This window comes from Aquincola sp. J276, from assembly GCF_024700035.1.
In the GTDB taxonomy this organism is placed as follows: Bacteria; Pseudomonadota; Gammaproteobacteria; order Burkholderiales; family Burkholderiaceae_C; genus Aquincola; species Aquincola tertiaricarbonis.
In genome coordinates, this window is record NZ_JAJONC010000001.1 from 855,883 (window position 1) to 880,771 (window position 24,889).

General features: G+C 72.9%; 2 protein-coding genes (1 of these 2 cut by a window edge). Both read left to right on the plus strand.

The genetic code is table 11. The features are described 5' to 3' along the window. Positions 1-1,078, plus strand: the 3' portion of a protein-coding gene (locus tag LRS14_RS03990; protein WP_310740795.1) for a CARDB domain-containing protein. The gene continues 15,995 nt to the left of window position 1, outside the view; the window shows 1,078 of its 17,073 coding nt (coding positions 15,996-17,073); the start codon falls outside the window, past its left edge; its stop codon occupies positions 1,076-1,078. Next, on the plus strand, positions 1,075-24,873 hold the full coding sequence (locus LRS14_RS03995) for an Ig-like domain-containing protein (RefSeq protein WP_257798682.1): 23,799 nt from the start codon (positions 1,075-1,077) through the stop codon (positions 24,871-24,873). The genes LRS14_RS03990 and LRS14_RS03995 overlap by 4 nt, the downstream gene beginning before the upstream one ends. The last annotated feature ends 16 nt before the right edge of the window (positions 24,874-24,889 follow it).

Genomic DNA, 24,889 nt, shown 5'->3' on the forward strand with positions numbered 1-24,889 from the left:
CGCGCTGGTGAACCTGGCCGCCGGCAGCGGCCGCTGGGTGGACGCCTACCTGGGCGCGCTGGAGGAAAGCGGCCTGCTGCGCCAGGAGGACCAGGCGCCGCCGATCCGCGAGGACGCCAAGGTCATCAGCCTGATGGCGGTGCTGTCCAGCGGCGTGCTGGTGGGCCCGGCCGGGCACGAGATCGCCGGTGCGCCCAGCCTGGCCGCCTTCTTCGAGCAGGTGCACCGCTGGTACGGCGATGCGCCGCGCACCATGTCGCCGCTGGTGGGCGTGGACCTGCGCGAGAGCATCGACTGCGGCGAATACGGCATCCCGGTGCCGAAGATTCCCACCGCCGACATGTTCGACATGAAGCTGTCGCGGCCCACGCATTTCCAGGCGCTGAACATCTTTTCGCCCGGCCGCGGCGCCGGCGCCGACCTGACGGTGGACCCCGGCTTCTCCTCGCTGCAGTCCAGCGACCGGCTCACCGCGCTGGAGCTGCAGGCGCTGTTCGACCGCATCGCGCAGAAGGTGGAGGGCGCGGCCATCGTCGGCCCCACCGGCCAGGGCGACCGCCAGTACGTGCCGGCGGACACCGCGCTGCCGTACACCGTGCGCTTCAGCAACCCCGCCGAGGCCGCCATCACCGCCAACGAGGTGCGCATCGAGACGCGGCTGGACGACCACCTGTCGCTGCGCTCCTTCCGCCTGGGCGACCTGCGCATCGGCGGCATCAACGTGAGCATGCCGCCCGACCGGGCCAACTACCAGGGCGACATCGACCTGCGCAACTCGCTGGGCTTCATCCTGCGCATCAGCGCCGGCGTGGACCCGGTGAGCCGCACCGCCAGCTGGGTGCTGCAGGCCATCGACCCACTGACCGGCGAGGTGATGCGCGATGCCACCCGCGGCCTGCTGCCGCCGGACAACAGCCAGGGCCGCGGCGCCGGCTTCGTCAGCTACTCGGTGCAGGCCGCCTTCGGCGCCACCACCGGCCAGACCATCAGCGCCAAGGCGCGCGTGGCGCTGGACACCCGCGCGGTGATGGAGACCGCCGCCGTGACCCACTGGATGCCGATGCCGGCGCGCCGGTGACCACGCTGAGCGCGGTGCCGATGGGCGCGGGCAGCCCCGACGTGCTGGTGAAGTGGCAGGCCCAGGATGGCGCCGACGGCTCCGGCCTGCGCCACACCAGCGTCTACGTGCGCACCGACGGCGGCGACTGGACGCTGTGGCTGCGCCAGGTGCCCCCCGGCACCACCGAGGCCCTGTTCCAGGGCCAGGCCGGGCACAGCTATGCCTTCATGGCACTGTCCACCGACCTGGCTGGCAACCGCGAGCGCCCCGCCAGCGGCGGCGTGCCCGACGACGGCACCCAGGTGGAGCTGGGCGAGCTGCCGGACGCCGGCACGCCCACGCAGGACACCGGCACGCCGCCGGCGCCCACCAATGCCACCTCCACCAATGCGCTGTTCACCCAGGCCGAGGCCCAGCTGCCCGCGCAGCCGGCCGACCGGCCCGCGCTGTTCGAGAAGGTGCTGGCACCTTTCGGCGCCGAGCAGTTCGCCACCGGCATCGGGCTCAGCATCTCCGGCATCGGCCCGCTGGCCATCACCGAGCGGCCGGACGGCAGCTTCATCGTCTCCGGCGGCATGAACCGCGGCGCGCTGTACCTGTTCGACCAGGACGGCGGCCATGCGCTGCAGCCTGCGGTGGCGCTGGACCAGCCGGTCTACGACTTCGGCTGGGATGCCAACGGCGGCCTGTGGGCCACCACCGGCGGCGGTGCCCTGCTGGAGCTGGACCCGGTCACGCTGCAGATCATCAACCGCTACGGCGACGGGCTGACCCAGTCGCTGGCGTTCAGTGCCGCCGAGGGCGTGTTCTACGTGTCCTCCGGCGACGGCATCGAGCGCTTCGACCCGGTGAGCCGGCGCTTCACCCACTTCAGCAACGTGCGGGTGGACGACCTGGCCATCGCGCCCGACGGCACGCTGTGGGGCACCGGCTGGCCGCGCCGCGGCGAGGTGTTGAGCTTCAATGCGCTGGGCAAGGCCTCGGTGCAGTTCCGCCTCGACGGCGCGCTGGATTCGTTGGCCTTCGGCCGCGCCGGCACGCCGCTGCAGGGCCTGCTGTTCGTCAGCAGCCGCATTCCCTCGGGCAGCGCCGCAGGCGCAGCCCTCCACATGGTGGACCTGTTCACCCGCCGCAGCGTCATGCTGGGCCAGGGCGGCCCCAGCGCCGAGCAGCTGCTGGCCACCCGCGACGGCCGGTTGCTGATCGCCAACGGCAGCCAGGTGGACGTGGTGGCGCCGCTGGTGGCGCCCTCGGTGCTGCGCACCGGCCCGGTGGCCGGCAGCCTCGTGGCGCTGCCGATGGCCAGCATCACCGTCACCTTCGACCGCGACATGCGCCGCGGCGATGCGGGCATGCCGGACTCGGTGCTGAACCCGGCCAACTACCGGCTCACCGATTCGCTGGGCCGGCGGGTGCAGCTCGCCGCCGTGAGCTACGACGCGGCCACCCGCACCGCCACGCTGCGCTTCGAATCGCCGGAGCCCGACCACTACCAGCTGGTGGTGGACAAGCGCATCCGCTCCACCGGCGGGCTGGAGCTGACGGCGCCATACACCCTCGCCTTCACCGCGGTGCAGGACTTCTCGCCGCTGGTGAAGGTGGAGTTCGTGGCCACCCGGGCCGACCGCTCCACCGGCCAGGTGAGCTTCGACGTGCGGGTGACCAACCTCACCGCCTACGAGCTGCGGGCGCCGCTGCTGGCGCTGGACCCCGCGCGCTACTTCGCGGGCAGCGCCGTGGGCGCCGCAGTGCGGCCCGACGGCCTCTGGCTGCTGGACATCGCTGCCGGCCTGCCCGGCGACGTGCTGGCCGCCGGTGCCTCCACCCTGGTGCACACCGTCACCCTGAACAACCCGCTGGGCCAGCATGTGGAGATGGGCAGCGGCGTGTATGCCCTGCCCTACCCGAACCAGGCGCCGGTGTTCAGCAGCGTGCCGCCGCAGCAGGCCCAGGCCGGCACCGCCTGGCAGTACGCCGCGCAGGCCGCCGACGCCGACGGCGCGGTGGTCACCTATGTGCTGCTGCAGGGCCCGGAGGGCCTGAGCCTGGATGCGCAGACCGGCGTGCTGCGCTGGACGCCCACCGCCGACAGCCTGGCGCAGACGCCGGTGGTGCTGCGCGCGTATGACACGCGCGGCGGCTACGCCACCCAGGTGTTCACCATCGAGGTGGCGGGCGGCAACCGCGCGCCCACGCTCGACCTGCCACCCAGCGTGCGCCTGCGCGAAGGCCAGGCCTGGAGCCTGGGCGTGGCCGCCAGCGATCCCGAGGGCCGCGTGCTTTCGTACTGGGTGGACCAGCTGCCGCCGGGCGCGCGCTTCGATGCGCAGCGCGGCGTGCTGGAGTGGACGCCCGGCTTCGATGCCGCCGGCGACTATCCCGACGTGCGCTTTTCGGTCAGCGACGGCCGCCAGACCGTCACCCGCAGCGTGCGCTTCATCGTCGACCAGGTGAATGCGCCGCCGGCGCTGGCCGGCATCCCCGACCGGCTGGTGCGCCAGGGCGACCCGGTGCGCTTCGCGCTGCAGGGCACCGATGCCGATGGCGGCGCGCCGAGGTACAGCGCGCTGGACCTGCCCGCCGGTGCCACCCTGCATGCGGTGACCGGCGAATTCCGCTGGACGCCCGGCTACGAGCAGAGCGGCACCTTCAGCATCCGCTTCCGGGCCACCGACGACGCCGGCGGCAGCACCGAGCGCCTGGTGCGCCTGACGGTGCTGGAAGCCAATGCCACGCCGGTGTTCGACAGCTTCAGCAACCTGTCGGTGCTGGAAGGCCAGCCGCTGGCGCTGCGGCTCTTCGCCTTCGATCCCGACAACCCGCGCTTCGTGCCCCAGGTGCGCCTGGCCGACGGCGAGCTGTCGCCGCCGGAGGCGACGCTGCCTAGCGTGAGCTACGGCGTGGCCGGGCTGCCGCCCGGCGCCGAGTTCGACACCGTGACCGGCCTGCTGCGCTGGACCCCCGGCTTCACCCAGGCCGGCAGCTGGCAGGTGACCGTGACCGCCACCGACGATGGCGGCGGCACCGGCACGCCGATGAGCGCCACCGCCACGGTGACGCTGCTGGTGCGCAATGCCAACCGACCGCCGGTGCTGCCGGAGATCCCGACCCAGCACGTGGCCAAGGGCCAGGTGCTGAACCTGCCCATCGCCGCCACCGATGCCGACGGCAACCCGGTCACGCTGAGCTTCGACCAGCTGCCGCGCTTTGCCACCTGGACGCCCGACGCCCAGGGCGGCGGCCTGCTCACGCTGGCCCCGGGCGCCCGCGACCGCGGCGACTACGTGGTGACGCTGACCGCCCGCGACGATGGCGACGGCGGCGGCGCCAAGGCCGCGCTGTCCACCAGCCGCAGCTTCGTGATCTCCGCCGATTCCGACGCCGAGCCGCCGCTGCTGCAGCCCACCGGCCCCAAGGTGGCGGTGATCGGCCAGGCGCTGCAGTTCACGCTGCGCGCCACCGACCTCGACCAGGATGCGCTGGGCTTCAGCCATGCCGGCCTGCCGCCGGGCGCCACGCTCACGCCTGGCACCCAGTACGGCACCGCCGTCTTCCGCTGGACACCCACGGCCGCCCAGGCCGGCGTGCATGACCTGCAGTTCACCGTCACCGACAGCACCGGCCTGAGCGACCAGCTCAGCGTGCGCGTGCTGGCCCGTGCCAGCAACGCGGCGCCGCTGCTGCTGCCCGTGGGCGACCGCAGCGTGGCCGAAGGCGAGCTGATGCAGCTGCAGCTGGCCGCCCGCGACAGCGATGGCGACCCGCTGACCTGGAGCGCCACCAACCTGCCGCCCGGCGCGGTGCTGGACAGCGCCACCGGTCTGCTCACCTGGCAGACCAACCTCTTCTCCGCCGGCCGCTATGCCGGCGTGGTGCTCACGGTGAGCGACGGCGCCAGCAGCAGCAGCGAGACCATCGCCATCACCGTCACGCCCACCAACCAGGCGCCGCTGCTGGCGCTGATGCCGCCGCTGGGCGGCCAGGAGCAGCAGCAGCTGCAGTTCAGCCTGGTGGCCACCGACCCCGATGGCGAGGGCCTGCTGTACAGCGCGCTGTCGCCGCTGCCGGCCGGCGCCTTCTTCGACACCGGCAGCGGCCGCTTCCAGTGGACGCCCGGCCACGACCAGGCCGGCGACTACACGCTGGTCTTCGCCGCCCGCGACGCCGCGGGCGCCGAGGACACGGTAGAGGTGCGCCTGTCCATCGCCGATGCCAACCGCGCACCGGTGCTGGCCTTCAGCAACCACCAGGTGCAGCTCGGCCAGACGCTGCAGTTCGATGTCGGCATGACCGACCCGGACAGCGGCGCCGTGCTGACGCTGCTGGCCAGCGGCCTGCCCGACGGCGCCTCGGTCGATGCGCAGACCGGCCGCTTCAGCTGGACGCCCAGCGCCGGCCAGATCGGCGACCACCTGGTGATGCTGCGCCTGACCGACGGCCGCAGCATCGTCGAGCGCGGCCTGGCGCTGCGCGTGGCCGCGCAGCCGCAGGGCCCGGACGTGACCATCGTGCTCACGCCCAGCTTCCCGGCGGTGCCGGGTCAGCCGGTGGCCATCACGGTGCTGGCCGACGCCTTCTCGGCGCTGGCCGGCCGCAGCCTCACCGTCAATGGCGCCGCGCTGGCGCTGGACGACAGCGGCCGCGCCTTCTTCACCGCGCCGGCCAGCGGGCTGTACCAGCTGGTGGCCACGGCCACCGACATCGACGGCTTCACCCGCAGCACGCAGACGCTGCTGCGCGTGAAGAACCCGCTGGACCTGGGCGCGCCGGTGGTGGCGCTGGACCCCACGCTGCCCGGCAGCCGGCTGGCCGGTGCCACGGTGCTGCGCGGCCAGGTGGCCGATGCCAACCTGGAACACTGGGTGCTGGCCATCGCGCGCAGCGGCAGCGACGACTGGGTGACGCTGGCCGAAGGCCACGCGCCGCTGGACGGCGCGCTGGCCACGCTGGACCCGCGCCGCTTCGAGGCCGGCTTCTACCAGCTGCGGCTGTCGGCCACCGACATCGCCGGCCGCAGTGCCGAGACCCTGCGCACGCTGGAACTGGCCGCCAACGACGCGGCGGTGCACTTCGTGCATGCGGTCACCGACTTCCAGGCCACGCTGGGCGGCAAGACGCTCGACTTCACCCGCCGCTACGACTCCCTGGCCGCGGCGGATGCCGGCAGCTTCGGCAACGGCTGGCGGCTGTCGCTGCGCGACCTGCGGCTGGACACCGACCTGGCGCCCACCGGTGCCGAAGCCAGCGGCGTGCATGCGCCGCTGCGGGCCGGCTCGCGCGTGGTGGTCACCGCGCCGGACGGCCAGCGCGTGGGCTTCACCTTCCAGCCGCAGCAGGTGCTGCTGCCCGGCACCAGCTACTTCCTGCCCCGCTGGGTGGCCGACGACGGCCATGCCTGGCAGCTGGAATCGGCGCCGCTGCCGCTGCAGCGCGCGGCCGGCAGCTTCTATGCGCTGGACGACGGCGCCGCCTACAACCCCGCGGCGCTCGGCGCCGAGCGCGCCCAGTACACCCTGGTGGATGCGCAGGGCACCCGCTATGCCTTCACGGTGCAGGACGGCGTCACCGCCATCACCTATGCCGACGGCGTGCGGCTGCAGGTCAGCGACAGCGGCATCACCGGCCCGGGCAACGAGGCCATCGTCTTCACCCGGGATGCACAAGGCCGGCTGGTGGGCGTGACCGCGCCCGACGGCCGCGGCTGGCAGTACGCCTACGACGGCCACGGCAACCTGGTGTCGGCCCGCGACCTGTCGGCCGGCCTCTCCGAGCGCTATGCCTACAGCCAGCCGGACGACCACCGGCTCACGCTGGTGGCCGGCGCCGGCGGCGGCCGGGTGGTGGAGTACGGCAGCACCGTCACCACCCGCACCCTCACCGCCGACCTGGGCGGCGCGCTGCGCTACCTGGGCCAGCCCTTCAGCGGCGTGCTGTCCGCGGGCGGGCAGGACCTGTACAGCCTGGCGGTGCGGCCCAGCGAGGTGGCCCTGCCGCAGGGCGGTGCCTTCCTGCTGGGCGTGGAGCTGACGGCCGCGGGCGGCAGCCTGGCCCCGGCGCTGCCCCAGGTCGACGGCCTGCAGGCCATCGCCTCCGCCACGCAGGGCGGGCGCAGCTTCGCCATTTTCCGGGTGACCGAGGACGGCCTGCGCACGCTGCGCGTGGCCGCGGCCGGCGGCTCGGGCGGCTACACGCTGCGGCTGTTCGCTGCCGGCGACGTGGACGGCAACCAGCGGGTGGACGGTGCGGACGTGGCCGCCTTCATGGCCGCGCGCGGCAGCCTGCCGGGCGGCAGCGGCTGGCAGGCCGGGGCCGACATCGACCGCGACGGCGACGTGGACGCTGCCGATGCGGCGCTGCTGTTCGGCAACCTGGGCTTCTCGCCCAACCAGGGTCCGACGGTGCGCAACGGCGCCGGCTTCACCCACATGTCGCTCAGCACGCAGGTGGCCGTGTCCACGCTGATCGACGACCCCGAAGGCGACCCGGTCACCTTCCGCATCGTCGGTGCCGCGCATGGCGTGGCCCGGCTGTCGGGCGACGGCCTGCGGGTGCTGTTCCGCCCCGACGATGGCTTCGCCGGCGACGCCAGTTTCAGCATCGTGGCCGACGACGGCTACACCCAGAGCCTGCTGCACACCTTCACCGTCAAGGTCAGCGATGCGCCGCTGGTGCGGCTCGACTTCGCCCACCGCCGGCCCGAGCTGCAGCTGGGCCACCTGGACCGCCCGGTGGTCATCGGCGACTTCGCCGACCAGCAGGGCGTGGAGCTGCCGCCCGACTACTACCTGCTCAGCAGCACCGACGAGAGCGTGCTGCGCAAGGTGCGCGAGGACACCGTGGTGGCGGTCAAGGAAGGCTTCGCCGCCCTGGTGGTGCGGCGCGGCGACATCCAGGCGGCCACCGCCGTGGTGGCCGGCCGTCCCAATCCGTTCGAGGAGGTGCAGCTGGCCAGCGGCATCGACGTCTACCCGCACGGGCTGACGCTGGTGCCGGTCACCGGCCAGAAGCCGCTGCTGGTGACGCTGGACGGCCGCAACGTCTCTGCGGCGCAGGCCGGCGCGCTGTACTTCAGCGGCAACGGCGCGCTCGTGTCCACCAGCCTGGACGGCCTGGTGAAGGCCGGCGCGCTGGCGGGCGACACCCAGGTCACCGTCATCTACAAGGGCGCCGAGTTCGTGGTGCCGGTGCGGGTGCAGGCGCCCGCCGTGGGCCAGGCGGTGCTGGGCAGCCAGGGCGGCGCGGTGGCGTCGGCCGACGGCCGCGCGGTGCTGGCGGTGGGCCCGGGTGCGCTGGGCGCGGACGTGTCCGTCTCCATCACGCCGGCCGCCACGCTGCCGATGCCCATGCCGGCCGAGTTCGGCCTGCTGGGCAGCTTCCAGATCGACTTCGGCGGCCAGCTCGACGTGCCGGCGCAGCTGGCCATCAAGGTGCCCGACACGGTGCCGGTGGGCAAGACGCTGTACCTGTTCCGCGCCGCCAAGCTGCCCGACGCCAGCGGCAACCTGGTGGACATGTGGTTCCAGGACGAGATCGCGGTGGTGGGTGCCGACGGCTATGCCCGCACCAGCTCGCCGCCCTACCCGGGCGTCACGCCCTCGGGCCTGTACGTGCTGGGCGATCCGTCCAGCCGCGTGGCGCTGGCGCGCGGGGTGCTCACCGTCAACGTGCCGGTGGGCATCATCCCCATCATCAGCGGCGGCGGCATCGGCGGCATCGCCACCGTGGCGCCGTTCATCGCCATCAGCATGGACGTGTCGCAGCTGACGGTCACCGCCATTCCGCCCGACAGCCTGCCCGTCACCACCACGGTGGGCGTGCAACTCAATCCGGCGGCGGTGACCAACGTGGCGGTGACGCTGGAGCGTCCGCCGCAGGCCACGCCGCGCAGCCCGGCGCTCACCGGCATGCAGCTGGAGTTCCGCCAGGTGGTCGGCACCACCCGGCCGGTGATGGTCATCACCGGACAGCAGCTGCAGGGCAGCCCGGCCAGCAGCCTGGGCTCGCGCCTGGTGGTGGTGTTCCAGCAGCAGGGCCAGATGTTCGAAGCCCCGGTGGTGCAGCCGCTGCAGGTGGTCAACGGCCAGCAGCAGATCGTGGTGGAGCTGCCGCCCACCGTGATCGCCGGCGTGGCCAAGGTGGCCGTGGTGCGCATCGACACGGTGCTGGGCGTGGGCCCGTGCACCGGCGAATACGAGGAGCAGGAGCGCGCCTACGCCAGCAATCCGCTGACGCTGCCGGCCACCGGCAACTACGTGGTGGCCGCGCTGCGGCTGGAGCAGCAGGTGGCGGTGATGACGCAGGGCGACCCCTTCGCTCCGCAGCCGGCGCAGACCATCCAGACCGTGGCCCGCATCCCGGTGCCGGGTTATCCGCGCGACACCGCGCTCACCGGCGACCACACCCGCGCCTACGTCACGCTGTCAGGCGTGCCCGGGCACGAGGGCGTGGCCGTGATCGACCTGGTGGCCATGCAGTGGGCCGATGCCGACCCCGGCAATGCCGACGCCAGCGGCGCCAATCCGATCGACATCATCCGGCTGCCCAATGGCTCGCGCCCGTTCTGGATCGAGATCGATCCGGCCGGCCGCCTGGCCTACGTGTCCAACGAGGACCCGGTGGGCGGCGAGACCGGCACCGAGGGCGCGATCTACGTCATCGACGTGGATCCGCAGTCGGCCACCTTCCACCAGGTGCTGCGCACCATCACGCTGCCGCAGGCGCCCAAGGGCGTGCGCCACGTGCTCATCAGCGAGGACGGCAAGCGCCTGTATGCCGCCGCACCCAACCGGGAGGACTTCAGCACGCCGGCGATGGACCACAGCTTCGTCTACGTGATCAACATCGACGAAGCCGACCGGCCGCAGGATCCGCAGGCCGGCAACCCGCGCCGCTACGGCGAGGTGATCGCGCGCATCGACACCGGGCAGCACACCTATGCGCTGCAGCGCACCGGCGATCCGCACCGCATCGCCTACACCAACCGCCACGACGACAGCGAGGCGCTGGGCTTCATCCACGTCACCTCGGATTCGCCCACGGGCTTCAGCGCCACCACCTCGACCCACGAGATGACGCTGGGCTCGACCAACGACACCTTCGACGCCAACAACGGCGTGTCCATCCTGGTGATTCCGGCCGATGCCTTCGAGGCCTCGATCGGCAGCCATCCGGAATACGTGCTGGTCGGCGCCTTCAACCGCTTCATCCAGGGCGTGCCCTCGCAGGACCCCAATGCCAACAGCGGCCAGCCGCCGTCGGGCAGCAACATCGGCATCTTCCGCGACGGCGAGCTGGTGGCGGCCACGCTGCCCATCCCGCTGGGGCTGATCGACAACCTGGCCTTCGGCGCTGGCCACAACTTCATCTACGCCGGCTTCCGCGGCGTGCGGGTGCAGGGCGGCGGCGAGGGCGCGGTGCTGGTCTACAACGCCGTGGCGCTGCTGGGCCAGGTGGAATACCAGATCGAGCAGCTGGGCGACATCGGCCGCTCGCGCATGCAGAAGTACCCGATCGAGCAGCTGCTGGGCAACACCATCCTGCCGCTGCAGGAGAACCTGCAGGGCCTGTCCAACGGCATCGACATCCGCGCCGACTACCGCATCCTGCTGGCCAATGCCGCGGCCAGCCGCTACATGTACGGCGTGCCCTACCTGATGAATGCCAACGGCGAGTACGTGCTGGACGCCAACGGCCAGAAGATCCCCTCGCCCAATGCGCCGCTGGGCACCGGCGGCGCGCCGCAGGGCCTGGAGTCGCATCCCACGCAGGTGGGCGCGGGCCCGCGCATCTGGAACCAGTTCGACCTCGGCCGCACCATCGGCATCGCCGAGCGCAACGACTTCGGCATCAGCGACCTGCTGGCCGAACTCACCGAGCCGCAGACCTGCCCCGACCCGCACAGCAATTCGCAGGTGCAGCTGGATTCCGGCGTGGTGACCGAGACCCATGACCTGGTGGGCAGCACCGTGCTGGGCCGCGAGCAGCACCTGACGCTGGCCTACGACTCGCTGGCCGCCGATCCCAGCCCCATCCTCAACTTCTCGTGGGAGGGCATCGGCGCCGAGCTGCAGGCCTGGATGGCCAGCCATCCGCAGGAGCTCACCGACGCGGGCAATGCGCTGCTGTCGGTGCAGATCATCTTCAACGGCCGCACCCAGACCCTCACCGGGCCGATGCAGTACTGGTCCATCGCGCCGGGCACCGACCACTTCAGCGTGGCGGTGCAGACCGACCTGGGCAGCCTGCAGACGGGCTACTACGGCTACACCATCCGTGCCAACTTCGCCGGCAAGGACCGCATCTCCAGCGGCGCGCTGCTGCACGTCAATGCCAGCGACAGCGGCTTCGGCCGCGGCTGGGGCATCGACGGCGTGCAGACGCTGTACGAGGCCGAGGACGGCAGCATCTCGCTGGTGGACGGCGACGGCAGCGCGCAGCATTTCGCGCGGCAGCAGCTGCCGGGCTACGACGCCTCCAGCTGCGCGCCGGGCGTGGCCGAGAGCTACAGCACCCTGCCCTCCGACTTCTCCACCTTCGAGCGGCTGACCGACGGCAGTTTCCGCCGCACGCTGCGCGACGGCACGGTGTACCTGTACAGCGCGCAGGCCATCGACGCCGCCGGCAAACTGCAGCCGGGCCGGCTGCAGTCGGTGCGCGACCGCTACGGCAACGAGACCCGCTACGCCTACGACGCCGCCGGCCTGCTGCAGTCCATCACCGACCCGGTGGGCGGCGTCACCCGCTTCGGCTACAGCGGCCAGCAGGTCAGCGAGATCGTGGATGCGGCCGGCCGCACCACGCGGCTGTCCTACAGCGGCCGCGACCTCATCGCCATCACCGACCCCGACGGCTCGATGCGGCGCTTCGGCTACGACGCCAAGGGCCACATGACCAGCGAGGTGAACAAGCTGGGCGGCGTGGAGAGCAACACCTACGGCAACCATGGTCGCCTGGTGGAGGCACTGCGGCCCGACGGCAGCACGATGAAGGTGCAGCCCTGGCAGGTGAACGGGCTGATCGACCCTGCCCTGACCGCCAGCAAGGACAACCCCGCGCTGGTAACCACGCAACGGCTGGAGCAGTTCACCGCCACCTACGAGCTGCCCAACGGCAACACCCGCACGGTGACGCTGGACGAGCGCGGCCTGGTGCTGCAGGAACAGGACGAGCTGGGCCTGCTGGAGAAGTTCGTCCGCGACGACTTCGGCCGCGTGATCGAGCACACCAATGCCGAAGGCCATGTGGTGCGCTCCACCTACGACGAGCGCGGCAACCGCCTGAGCTACAGCGACGACGAATCCGCCCGGGGCGCCGCCACGCGCCTGACCTACGACGGCCGCTTCAACCAGGTGACCTCGGTCACCGACGAGCTGCACCGCACCACCCACTACACCATCGACGACAAGGGCAACAACCTCGCCACCCGCCACCCGGACGGCAGCACCTGGCTCTACAGCTACCTGCCGCAGGGCATGATGAGCTCGATGACCGACCCGATGGGCCGGCAGACGATCTACCGCTACGACGCGCAGGGCCGGCTGGCGCTGACCATCAACCCCGATGGCACGATGCGCCGCTACGGCTACGACGCGGCGGGCAACACCACCGCCATCACCGACGAACTGGGCCGCGTCACCCGCTACGTGTACGACGCGATGAACCGCGTGGTGGCGCTGATCGAGGCCGACCCCGACGGCGCCGCCGGGCCGCTCGGCTCGCCGGTGACCACGCATACCTATGACGCGGCGGGCAACGAGCTCACCCGCACCGACCCGCGCGGCGGCGTCACCACCCGCACCTACGACACCCGCGGCCGGGTGCTCACCGTCAAGGCCGCCGAGGGCGGCGTGACCACCTACGTCTACAACAACGCCGAGAACCTGGAGAAGGTGATCGATCCGCGCGGCTACGAGACCCGCTACGTCTACGACCTGCGCAACCGGCTGAAGGAGGTGATCGACCCGGAGAACGGCCACCGCCACTACGGCTACGAAGGCGGCGAGCTGGCCCACAGCGTGACCGACGAGAACGGCCACACCACGCACTACGAGTACGACGCCCGCGAGCGCCTGGTGGAGACCCGCGACCACCTGGGCCGCACCACCACCATGCTGTACGACGCGGCCGACAACCTGGTGCAGGTGACCGACGACCTGGGCCGCACCACGGTCTACGGCCACGACGCGATGGACCGCCGCACCTCGATCACCGATGCGCGCAACAAGACACGCACGATGCAGTACGACGCGGTGGGCAACCGCACGGTGGAGACCGACGAGCTGCTGCGCACCACCGTCACCGAATACGACCGGATGAACCGGGCGATCCGCCGCACCGACGCCGAGCAGGGCGTGACCGAGTGGCGCTACGACCTGGCAGGCAACCTGGCGCAGGAGATCGATGCGCTGGGCCGCGTGACGGCACACGAGTACGACCAGCTCAACCGCCGCATCCGCACCATCGCCGCCGACCCCGACGGCGAGGACGGCCCGCTGGCCTCGCCGGTGACGCGATATGCCTACGACGCCGCCGGCAACCTGGTGGCCGAGACCGACGCGCGGGAGCACACCACCACCCACGGCTACGACCTGCAGAACCGCCGCGTCTGGAGCCGCGATGCGCGGCAGCAGACGGTGCACACCACCTACGACCTGGCCGGCAACGTGGTGCAGACGCTGGATGCGCTGGGCCGCAAGACCACGGCCGAGTACGACAAGCTCAACCGGCTGAAGAAGACCACCGGCCCCGATCCCGACGGCAGCGGCCCGCTGGCCTCGCCCGTCACCCTGCGCAGCTACGACGCGGTGGGCAACCTCACCCGCGTGTTGGACGCCCTGGAGCGCGAGACCGTCTACATCTACGACGAGGTGGACCAGCTGGTGGAGGTGGTGGATGCGCTGCAGCAGCACACCACCTACGGCTACGACCGCGTGGGCAACCGCACCCGCGAGACCGATGCCGCCGGCCACACCACCTTCTACGACTACGACGAGCTGCACCGCCTGACCCATGTGCGCGAGCAGGGCGACGACGGCGCCGAGCGCATCACCGAGCATGTGTACGACGACGTGGGCAACCATGTGCGCACCGTCGACCCGCGGCATCACGCCACCGAGCAGCGCTACGACCGGCTCAACCGCCTGGTGGAGGAGCGCGATGCCGAGAACGGCGTGACCGTCATCGCCTACGACAAGGTGGGCAACGTGCTCTCGCGCACCGATGCGCAGGGCCGGGTCACCCGCTACCAGTACGACGCGCTCGACCGCCTGGTGCGGCTCACCGAGCCCGACCCCGACGGCAGCGGCGCTTCCACCTCGCCAGTGACGCGCTACGCGTACGACGCGGTGGGCAACCTGGTGGAGACCATCGACCCGCTGAACCGCCGCACCATCCGCAGCTACGACGAGCTGAACCGCCAGACCGGCGTGACCGATGCGCTGCTGCACACCGCCACGGTGGAATACGACGCGGTGGGCAACGTCACCGCCACGGTGGACGCGCTGGGCCGCCGCACCGTCTATGCCTATGACGGCCTGGACCGCCGCATCAGCGTGACCGAGCCCGATCCCGACGGCAGCGGCGCGCAGGCCGCGCCGGTGACCCGCTATGCCTACGACGCGGTGGGCAACCTGCTGTCCGTCACCGACCCGCGCAACCATGTCACGCGCCATGTCTACGACGACCTGGACCGCCGCATCCGCACCGTGGACGCGCTGGAGCGCGTGACCCGAAGCGAGTACGACGCGGTGGGCAACGTCACCAGGACCGTCGATGCGCTGGGCCACGAGACCAGCTACGTCTACGACGCCTGGTACCGCCTGGTGCGCATGACCCAGCCCGACCCCGACGGCCTGGGCGGCGTGGCCGCGCCGGTGACGCGCTACACCTACGACGACAACGACAACCTGCTGTCGGTGACCGACGCCCGCAACCACGTCACCCGGCATGAGTACGACAAGCTCGACCGCCTGGTGGCCACGGTGGATGCGGAGAACGGCCGCAGCCTGCGCAGCTACGACGCGGTGGGCAACCTGCTCACCGAGACCGATGCCCTGGGCCGCGTGACCACGCATGCGTACGACGCGCTGGACCGCCGCATCCGCACCACCGATGCCGACCCGGACGGCGCCGGCGAACAGCCGGCGCCGGTGACCCGCTACGTCTACGACGCCGTGGGCAACCTGGTGGAAAGCATCGATGCCGAGGAACACCGCAGCCTCTACGGCTACGACGCGCTGAACCGCCGCACCAGCTTCACCGATGCGCTGCAGCGCACCGCCATCACCACCTACGACGCGGTGGGCAACGTGCTCAGCCAGCAGGACGCGCTGGGCCGGGTGACCGGCTACGAGTACGACCGCCTGGACCGCCTGGTGAAGATGACGCAGCCCGATCCCGACGGCAGCGGCGGCGCCGCCGCGCCGGTGACGCGCTACGGCTACGACGCCGCCGGCAACCGCGTGAGCGTGACCGACGCGCTGGACCGCAGCACCCAGTTCGTCTACGACGCGCTGGACCGCGTGGTGGAGGTGATCGACCCGCGCAGCGGCAGCCGCTTCACCGTGTACGACGAGCGGGGCCTGGTGAAGGAAACCCGCGACGCACTCGGCCGCATCACGCGCTTCGAGTACGACCCGCTGGGCCGGGTGACCGCCACCTTCCAGCCCGACCCCGACGGCGGGGACGGCCCGCTGGCCGCGCCGGTCACCCGCTACCGCTACGACGCGGTGGGCAACCTGCTGGCGGTGACCGACCCGATGAACGAGGTGACGCAGTTCGGCTACGACAAGCTGAACCGCCGCACCAGCACCACGGATGCGCTGCAGCACACCCGCAGCCAGGTGTATGACGCGGTGGGCAACGTGGTGGCCAGCATCGACGCCGCCGGCCGCCGCACCGACCTGGCCTACGACCGGCTGAACCGGCTGGTCAGCGTGACCTCGCCCGACCCCGACGGCGAGGCCGGCGCGCAGGCGCGGCCCACCACCCGCTACGCCTACGACCGCGTGGGCAACCTGGTGGCCACCACCGATGCGCTGGACCGCACCACCCGCCATGTGTACGACGCGCTGTACCGCCGCGTGGAAGTGGTGGATGCGCTGCAGCAGCGCAGCTTCGCCGCCTACGACGCGGTGGGCAACCTGCTGTCCACCACCGATGCGCTGGGCCGCACCACGCGCCATGCCTACGACGACCTCGACCGCCTGGTGAGCACCACGCTGCCCGACCCGGACGGCGAGGCCGGCGCGCAGGCCGCGCCGGTGACCACCTTCGCCTACGACGCCGTGGGCAACCTGGTGGCCACCACCGACGCGCTGCAGCACACCACCCGCTACCGCTACGACGCGCTGGACCGCCGCACCCATGTGATCGACCCGCTGCAGCACGAGACCGTGACCCGCCATGACGCGGTGGGCAACGTGCTGTCCGTGACCGATGCGCTGGGCCGCACCACCCAGTACGCCTACGACGCGCTGGACCGGCTGACGACGTTGACCCAGGCCGACCCCGACGGCGACGCCGGCCCGCAGGCCGCGCCCGTCACCCGCTATGCCTACGACGCCGCCGGCCGCCTGCTGGCGGTGACCGATCCGCTGCAGCACACCACCCGCTACGGCTATGACGCGCTGGGCCGCCGCACCACGGTGACCGATGCCCGCCAGGGCCTGAGCACCACGGTGTACGACGCGGTGGGCAACACCGTGGAGACCATCGACCCGCTGAACCGCCGCACCGTCTACCGCTACGACGGCCTGGACCGGCTGGTGGAGACCGTCGACGCCGAAGCGGGCCGCACCACCATGGCCTACGACGCCGCCGGCCGCCTGGTGGCCAGCACCGACGTGCTGGGCCGCACCACCACCCGCAGCTGGGATGCGCTGGACCGCCTGCTCGCCATCACCCTGCCCGACCCCGATGGCAGTGGCGCGCAGGCCGCGCCGGTCACCCGCTACGGCTATGACGCGGTGGGCAACCTGCTCACCGTCACCGATGCGCTGGACCGTGTGACCACCCGCGGCTACGACGCGCTGGACCGCGTGGTGAGCATCACCGATGCCGCCCAGGGCGTGGCCACCACCCGCTACGACGCGATGGGCCGCGTGCTGGCCGAGACCGACGTGCTGGGCCGCACCACCGCCTATGCCTACGACGCGCTGGGCCGCCGCATCGGCATGGTGGCGCCGGACCCGGACGGCCCGGGCGGCTCCCTGGCCGCCGCGGTCACCGAATGGCGCTACGACGCCGTGGGCAACCTGGTGGAACGCATCGATCCGCATGGCGAGAGCGAGAAGACGGTGTACGACCGGCTGGACCGCCGCATCGAGCGCCTGGACGACGCCGGCGGCAAGACGCGCTGGACCTGGGATGCCGCCGGCCGCCTGACCGCGCTGGCCGATCCCAACGACAACACCACCACCTACCAGCACGACGAGCTGGGCCGGGTGACGCTGGAGAAGGACACGCTGGGCCACGAGCGCAGCAGCACCTGGGATGCCGCCGGCCGCCTCACGCGCCGGGTGGATGCGCTGGGCCGCATCACCGAGTTCGGGTACGACGACCTGGACCGCCCGACCGAGGAGCGCTGGCTGGACGCCGGCGGCGCGCTGGTGCGCAGCATCGCGCGGCGCTTCGATGCCGCCGGCCAGCTGCTGAATGTGACCGATCCCGACACCGACACCAGCTTCCGCTACGACGGCCTGGGCCGCCGCATCCAGACCGATACCGCCGCCGCGCCGGGCCGCCCGCGCCTGGTGCTGGACAGCCGCTACGACGCGGTGGGCAACCTGCTGGTCGAGACCGAGACGCTGGACGGCCAGCCGGGCGCCACCACGGCGCATGGCTACGACCGGCTGGACCGCCGCACCAGCAGCCTGCGCAGCGGGCCCGGCGTGGCCACCCAGCGCGCCGAATTCCGCCATGACGCCGCCGGCCAGCTGCTGCGCGTGGAGCGCCACGCCAGCGCCAGCGGCGACACGCCGGCGGTGGTCAGCAGCTACCGCTATGACGGCGCAGGCCGCCTGCTGCAGCTCACCCACGCCGGCCCGGCCGGCGTGATCGCCGACTACCAGAACACCTGGGACATCGGCGGCCGGCTGGTGGCGCAGGCCAGTGCCGATGGCAGCACCGCCTGGCGCTACGACGCGCTGGACCAGGTGCTGGGCAGCGACCACAGCGGCCAGCCCGACGAGGCCTTCGCCTACGACCCCGCCGGCAACCCGGTGCAGACCGGCGTGACGGTGGACACCGACAACCGGCTGACCAGCGACGGCACCTACCGCTACACCTACGACGCCGAAGGCAACCGCAGCACCCGCACCGAGATTGCCACCGGCCAGGTGACCACCTACGCCTGGGACCACCTCAACCGCCTGGTGGGCGCCGTCACGCGCGATGCCGGCGGCCAGCTGCTGAAGACGGTGGCGCTGCGCTACGACGCCTTCGACCGCAAGGTCTCGCGCACCGTGGACGGCAACACCGAGGGCTACGCCTGGAACGGCACCCACGTCGCGATGGTGTTCGACGGCGCCGGCCAGGTGGCCGAGCGCTTCTTCCTCGGCCCGCGGACCGACATGGTGCTGGCCGAGCAGCATGGCGGCGCGCTGCGCTGGTCGCTGGGCGACCACCTGAACACCGTGCGCGACGTGGCCGATGCCGGCGGCAGCCTGCTCGACCATGTGCGCTACGACACCTTCGGCCGGGTGGTCTCGCACAGCGCGCCGGCCCAGGCGCCGCGCTTCGGATTCACCGGCCGCGACTTCGATGCCGCGCTGGGACTGGCCGACTACCGCGCCCGCTGGTACGACCCGGCCATCGGCCGCTTTGCCAGCGAGGACCCGAGCGGCTTCGCCGCCGGCGATGCCAACCTGTACCGCTACGTGGGCAACAACCCGCTCACCCGCACCGACCCCACCGGCCGCACCGCCGAGGAATTCCTGCAGCAGGTGGGCAAGAGCGTGGCCGTGGGCGTGGGCGCCGTGGCCGGCGTGGCCAAGGCCGCCTGGGACATGACGCTGGGCATGGTGTTCGATGCCGGCTGGCAGGTCGGCAGCGACATCGACTATGCGATGCAGCACGGCTGGTCGGGCCTGACGGCCAAGAAGGACGCCGAGATGGCCCGGGTGCAGGCGCAGCGCATGCAGGAGGCGATGGACCCCTGCAGCGACCTGCTGCACACCGTGAGCACCATCGGCCAGCTGCCTTCCCGGGTCGGCAGCGCCATCGGCGAATCCTTCGATGCCTGGGCCGCCAATGTCGAGCGCCTCTACAGCAGCGAGAGCCTGACCGACAACCTCAAGGCCGGCTTCACCTTCGCCAAGCCGGTGGCCGAGGTGGCCGCCGTGGTGGTGCCGGTGGCCGGTGCGGTGGTGCGTGCCGGCTCCGAGCTGGTGTCGGGCATCCGCACCGCCTCGGCCATCGAAGGCGCCATGGCTTCCGGCCGCGCGCTGCGGGCCGAGGCCGCTGCGGTGGCCGAGGCCGCCGAGGTGCAGCGCGCCCGCCAGCTGGCCGGCGAACTGCGCGCCGCGCAGGCCGCCGCGGCGCAGGCGCGCGGCGCCGTCACCTACCGCCGCGACGTGGCGCAGTGGCTGGAGGCCAACTTCAAGCCGCGGCCCTTCGCCGAGAAGCCCAAGCCGGTCCGGGACGTCATGGTCGCCAAGACCAAGAGCACGCTGAAGGACCTGTTCGGCGCGCGCAGCGCGGCCGATTCCTTCGAGCGGCTGGCGGTGTCGCAGGAGATGTCGCTGGCCCGCCGCGAGGGCCTGAACCTGGCCGGCACCGCCTATGCGCCGGGCGAGCTGCGCATGGAGCTGCGCTCGGTGGACGTGCTGACCGAGAAGATCAGCAAGCTGGGCGCGCGGCTGGGCCTGGAGGCCAAGCCCGAGGTGCTGAAGGCCAAGTCGATCTTCGGCATCTCGTCCAAGGGCACCATCACCGACTTCAAGTCGCTGCGCACTTCCTGGCAGCAGGCCAGCGGCGAGACCTTCGGCCAGCGCTTCAAGGACTGGGCGCAGAAGAACTTCTACCGCTCCGACCTGGACATCGCCCGCGTCACCTACTCGGTGCCGGGCCAGCCGCTGAAGGTGCTGGGCAACGACGAGGTGGTGGCCCTGGGCCACCGGCTGAACGAGCGGCTGGCGTCCATGGGCCACACGCCGTCGTTCATCCACGGCTCGCACAACACCATGGACGTGCTGCGCGGCGGCTACCTGAACTACGAGGGCATCGCCAAGCTGGGCGGCCCGGGCGCGGTCACCGGCTTCCGGCTGGACGACGTCGGCAGCCTGGTCACGCGCGAGCTGTCCGAGCGCCAGATCTACAACCGCGCCATCGCCAGCAACGGGACCGAGCCCTGGTACGCCAGCTGGAAGCGGCCGGCCGGCGCCAACGTCACCAGCCGCACCGCCACCAGCGGCCCGAAGCTGGCCGGCGCCGCCCTGGGCGGTGGCAGCAGCCTGGACTGGGTAACGGTGGGCAGCGGCGTGGGCACCGCCAACCGCCTGGGCGCGGCCGGCGGCAACGTGGCCGCCGCGGTGCAGGCCACCCGCACGCAGACGCTGTGGCGCGGCATCGCCCTCACGCCCGAGGAAGCGGCCGGCCTGGCCGGCCAGGTGTCGGCCGGCCAGCCGCTGCTGTCGAACGCGGCCCGCAACGGCCTCACGCCGGCCCAGGCCGAGGCCTGGGCGCTGGAGATCGCCGCCCGCCAGAACCGGCCGGGCTCGCCGCTGCAGCAGATGGTGGCGGTGCATGTGGACGGATCCAACCCGAGCTCGCCCGGCATCTCCATGACCTCGCAGCGCGACTTCGCCGAGTACTTCGCGCTCACCGCGGCGCAGAACCGGCCGGGCACCCGGCCCTACCTGCTGCGGGCCGAGGTGCCCTACCCGCACGGCGGCGTGCGGCAGACCGGGCTGAGCTGGATCTCCGAGTACGAGACCACCTTCGTGCACCAGATGCCGGTGCGCGGCGGCGGCGTGTACGAACTGGAGGCCTCGCTGGTGCGCGGCAGCAACGGCAACCCCCTGCCGATGGCCAACACCCACGGCTACAAGCCGACCGGCGGTGCAGCGCCGGGGCCGCAGGCGCCCGCCGCCGGCCTGCCGGGCGGCGCGCCGCTGCAGGCCACGCCGGCCGCGCAGCCGGCCGCGGCCCTGCCGGAATCGCCGGTGCTGCAGGACACGACGCTGCTGCTGTCGCTGGCCGATGCGGCGCTGGGCCTGTGGCAGCAGGCGCTGGGCGACACCGCCGGGCTGCTGCTGCGGGTGTCCATCGCCGACCTGGCCGACGGCCAGCTGGGCCAGGCCTTCGTCACCGGCCTGGGCACCGACGGCAGGCCGGCCGAGGCGCGCATCGTGCTGGACTGGAATGCGGATGGCCGCGGCTGGTTCGCCGATGCCACGCCGCTGGAGGCGTCGGAATTCGGCGCCGCCGGTTCCGCCGCGGCCGGCCGCTTCGACCTCTTCAGCGTGGTGGCGCATGAGTTGGGCCACAGCCTGGGCCTGCTGCGCGGCTTCGCCGGCTACGACCGGCATGTGCAGCAGGCGGCGGACGGCTCGCTGGTGTTCGTCGCGCCGGGCGTGCAGGCGGCGCTGTCGGCCGATGGCCAGCACCTGGCCGATGCCGGCGACCTGATGGCCACGCAGCTGGCCACCGGCCAGCGCCGGCTGCCTTCGGCGCTGGATGCGGCGGTGCTGGCCGCCGCACGCGCGGCCGGCCTGCCCGCCACCGGGCTGCCGGCCGGCCCGGCTGCGGCCACCGCCGCACCGGCGCTGCCGGTGGCGGTGATCAACGGCGACTTCGGCACCGTGCTCGGCGGCGCCGGCGGCGGCTGGACGGCCGTGGGCGGCGCCCGGGTGGAAGCCGGCCGCGGCGTGCTGACCGAGGACGGCACGCTGGCCTCGCGCTTCACCCAGGCGCTGCAGGTGCCGGCCGGTGCCCGCACGCTGCACTTCACGCTGGTGTCGGCGCAGTTCGACCCGGTGGCCGGCGGACCGCAGGATGCCTTCGAGGTGGCACTGCTGGATGCGGCCACGCTGGCGCCGCTGGGCGCCACCATCGGGCTGGCGGGCAGCGACGCCCTGTTCAACCTGCAGGCCGACGGCACCGCGTACCGCGCCGCCGGCGTGCAGACGGTGGCCTTGCCCGACGGCAGCACCCGCGTGGTGGTGGACCTGTCGGCCTTGCCGGCGGGCAGCCAGGCGGCGCTGTTCTTCGACCTGCTGGGCTTCGGCGCCCGCGGCAGCCGCGTGGTGCTGGACGACGTGGGCTTCGGCTTCGGCGACGGCGGCCAGGCGCCGGTGGCGGCGGACGATGCCTTCGCCCTGCCCGAGGACGGCAGCGCGCTGCTGGACCTCCTGGCCAACGACAGCGATGCCGACGGCGACCCGCTGGACACGCTGTTGGTGCAGGGGCCGGCCCATGGCGTGCTGGTGCGCCAGGCCGATGGCCGCTACAGCTACACGCCCGATGCCGACTGGTACGGCGTGGACAGCTTCACCTACCGCGTGGTGGCCGGCGGCCTGTTCGGCAACCTGGCCACGGTCACGCTGGAAGTGGCGGCCGTCAACGACCTGCCGGTGGCGCAGGGCGATGCCGCGGTGACGGCGGCCGGCACGCCGGTGGCGCTGGACCTGCTGGCCAACGACGCCGACGTGGACGGCCCGGTGCTGGCGGCCGAACTGGTCAGCGGCCCGGCGCACGGCAGCCTGCAGTGGTCGGCCGATGGCCGCGTGGTGTACACGCCGGCCGCGGGCTTCGCGGGGACCGACGTCTTCAGCTACCGCGCGCTGGACGGCGCCGGTGCGAGCGTGGCCGTCAACGTGACCGTGGTGGTGCAGCCGCCGCAGGAAGGCGGCGCGGCCCCGCTGGCACGCGACGACCAGGCGGTGCTGGACGAGGACGGCAGCCTGGCCCTCGACGTGCTGGCCAACGACAGCGGCAGCGCTGCGCTGGCCGCGGTGCTGGCCAGCGGGCCGCAGCATGGCCGCGTGCTGCTGCTGGCCGACGGCCGCTTCAGCTACACGCCGGACGCCGACTTCCACGGCAGCGACAGCTTCAGCTACCGCGCCACCGACGGCAGCGGCCGCAGCGCCCTGGCCACGGTGACGCTGGTGGTGCGGCCGGTGAACGACGCGCCGGTGATCGCGCCGGTAGTGCCGCCGCTGTTGGACGAAGGCCAGGGCTGGACGCTCGACCTCTCCGCCGGCGATGCCGACGGCGACGCCCTGCGCTGGACGCTGGACGAGGCGCCGGCCGGCGCGGTGCTGTCGCCGCAGGGCCGGCTCACCTGGCGCGCCGCCGATGGCCCGGCCACCAGCCGCTTCACCGTGCGGGTGGTGGACGTGGCCGGCGCCAGCAGCAGCCGCAGCTTCGACGTGGGCGTGCGCAACCTGGCACCCGCGGTGCGGGCCGGCGGCGCCAACCGCGTGGTGGTGGGCCAGCCCTATGTGCTGGACCTGGCCTATGCCGACGCCGCCGACGCCGTGACCGGCTGGGTGGTGGACTGGGGCGACGGCAGCACCAGCGTGCTGGGCGCCGACGCCACCCGGGCCAGCCATGTGTACACCGCCAGCGCGCAGCGCTCGGTGGTGGTCACCGCGATCGACGACGACGGCCGCTGGCAGGCCGCGCCGCTGGCGCTGACGGTGCTGGCCGACGGCCTGCCGCCGCCGGTCGATGGCGGCGGCAGCGGTAGCGGCACGGGAGGCGGCACCGGGAATGGCAACGGGAACGGCACTGGCAACGGCACCGGCGGTGTCGGCTCCGGCGTCGGCGGCGTGGGTGGCGTCGGCAGTGGTGTCGGCAGTGGCGGCGGAACCCCGGGCAGCACCCCCGGCACCGGCACGCCGGCCACCACCGGCACCACCGTGGGCGCCGGCCTGCTGGCCGGCGGCTTCGGCCTGTCCACTGCCGGCGGCCTGGCCGGACTGGGCCTGGGCGTGCAGCCCGGCCGCGCCGGTGCGCTGGATGGCCTGGCCGGTGTGCAGCCGGCGCTGTACCTGCAGTCGGCGCATCCCAACGTGCAGGGCCGCGCCGTGGGCGCGCCGCCGGGCACCAGCCTGCCCCCGGTGCTCACCGCCGATGCGATGGCCGAGCTTCTGGAAAACGAGCCCACCGCCAGCGGCCAGCCGCCGCAGCCGGGCGTGCTGCGCGTCAGCGCGGTGGTGTTCTCCGGCAACGGCCTGCGGGTGCGCTTCAGCCTGCCGGTGGACGTGGCCCGCCTGGCCCAGCGCGATGCGGAGGGCCATGCCTGGCATTCGCCGCATGTGCAGGTGATGCGCGACGGCCGCCCGGTGGCCGGCGTGCTGCTGTTCGACCCCGACGGCCAGGGCTTCGTGTTCCTGGCCGAAGCCGGCCTGCTGCCGGAGGGCGACTACACCCTGCGGCTGGTGTCCGCCGCCGGCGCCTTCGCCACGCCCGATGGCCAGCTGCTGGACGGCGACGACAGCGGCCGGCCGGGCGGCGACTACCGCGTGCGCTTCCACGTCACGCCGGAGGCCGGCACCCTGCGCGCGCCGCGAGCGGCCACCGTGCCGGCCTCGCCCGCGCCGGCCGGCCCGCTGGCCCTGCTCGACCAGCCCTGGCTGGCCGCGCTGGCGGCGCTGGCGGCGGTGGGCCGCAAGCCGCGCGCGCGCCGCGACGCCGACCCGGCCGCGCCAGCCGCACCGCAGGCCGACGACGCCCAGGCCGGCCTGCACCTGGCCTGGCATCCGCCGGCCGACGACACGCCGCTGTCGCCGCTGCATGCCCACCGGGTCGCCGGCGGCCTGCAGGACGGACCGGCCGACGACCTGAACGATTGGCGCATCACCCTATGAACCCGCTCACCCCTGT